Origin of the sequence: Halomonas sp. SIMBA_159 (genome assembly GCF_046536035.1) — a bacterium.
Lineage (GTDB): Bacteria > Pseudomonadota > Gammaproteobacteria > Pseudomonadales > Halomonadaceae > Vreelandella > Vreelandella venusta_A.
The window spans coordinates 1-273 of the sequence record NZ_JAWJBT010000543.1; the positions used below are offsets into that span (position 1 = coordinate 1).

Consider the following 273-nt stretch of genomic DNA (forward strand, 5'->3'; position numbering starts at 1 on the left):
CTGTTCCTTTTGCCAAGATTTGATCTAACTTTACTAATTCTAGTGATTTAGATTCAGATTGATCAAGGTGTCGTAGTTTTGTTTCTAACTCAATCAAGTGTTCACGGGTTGTATGTCTAATTCGATTATTTTTTCGTCTTTCTACGATTGCTTGTATAACTTCTTCATAACAATAAAAATATGTTCTATTTTTGATAACATGAGGTTTTAGATGTTTTGTTATCATGCGGGTCTGATACTGACTGCTCCCCAAACTAATGAGTTTTTTGCGAG

The 273-nt window shown here is 33.0% G+C and carries 1 protein-coding gene; it reads right to left on the reverse strand.

The annotated features are described in order from the left end of the window. Positions 1-273 (reverse strand): hypothetical protein (locus R0J87_RS20385; RefSeq protein WP_498888531.1); only part of this gene is annotated, 273 nt, incomplete at both ends.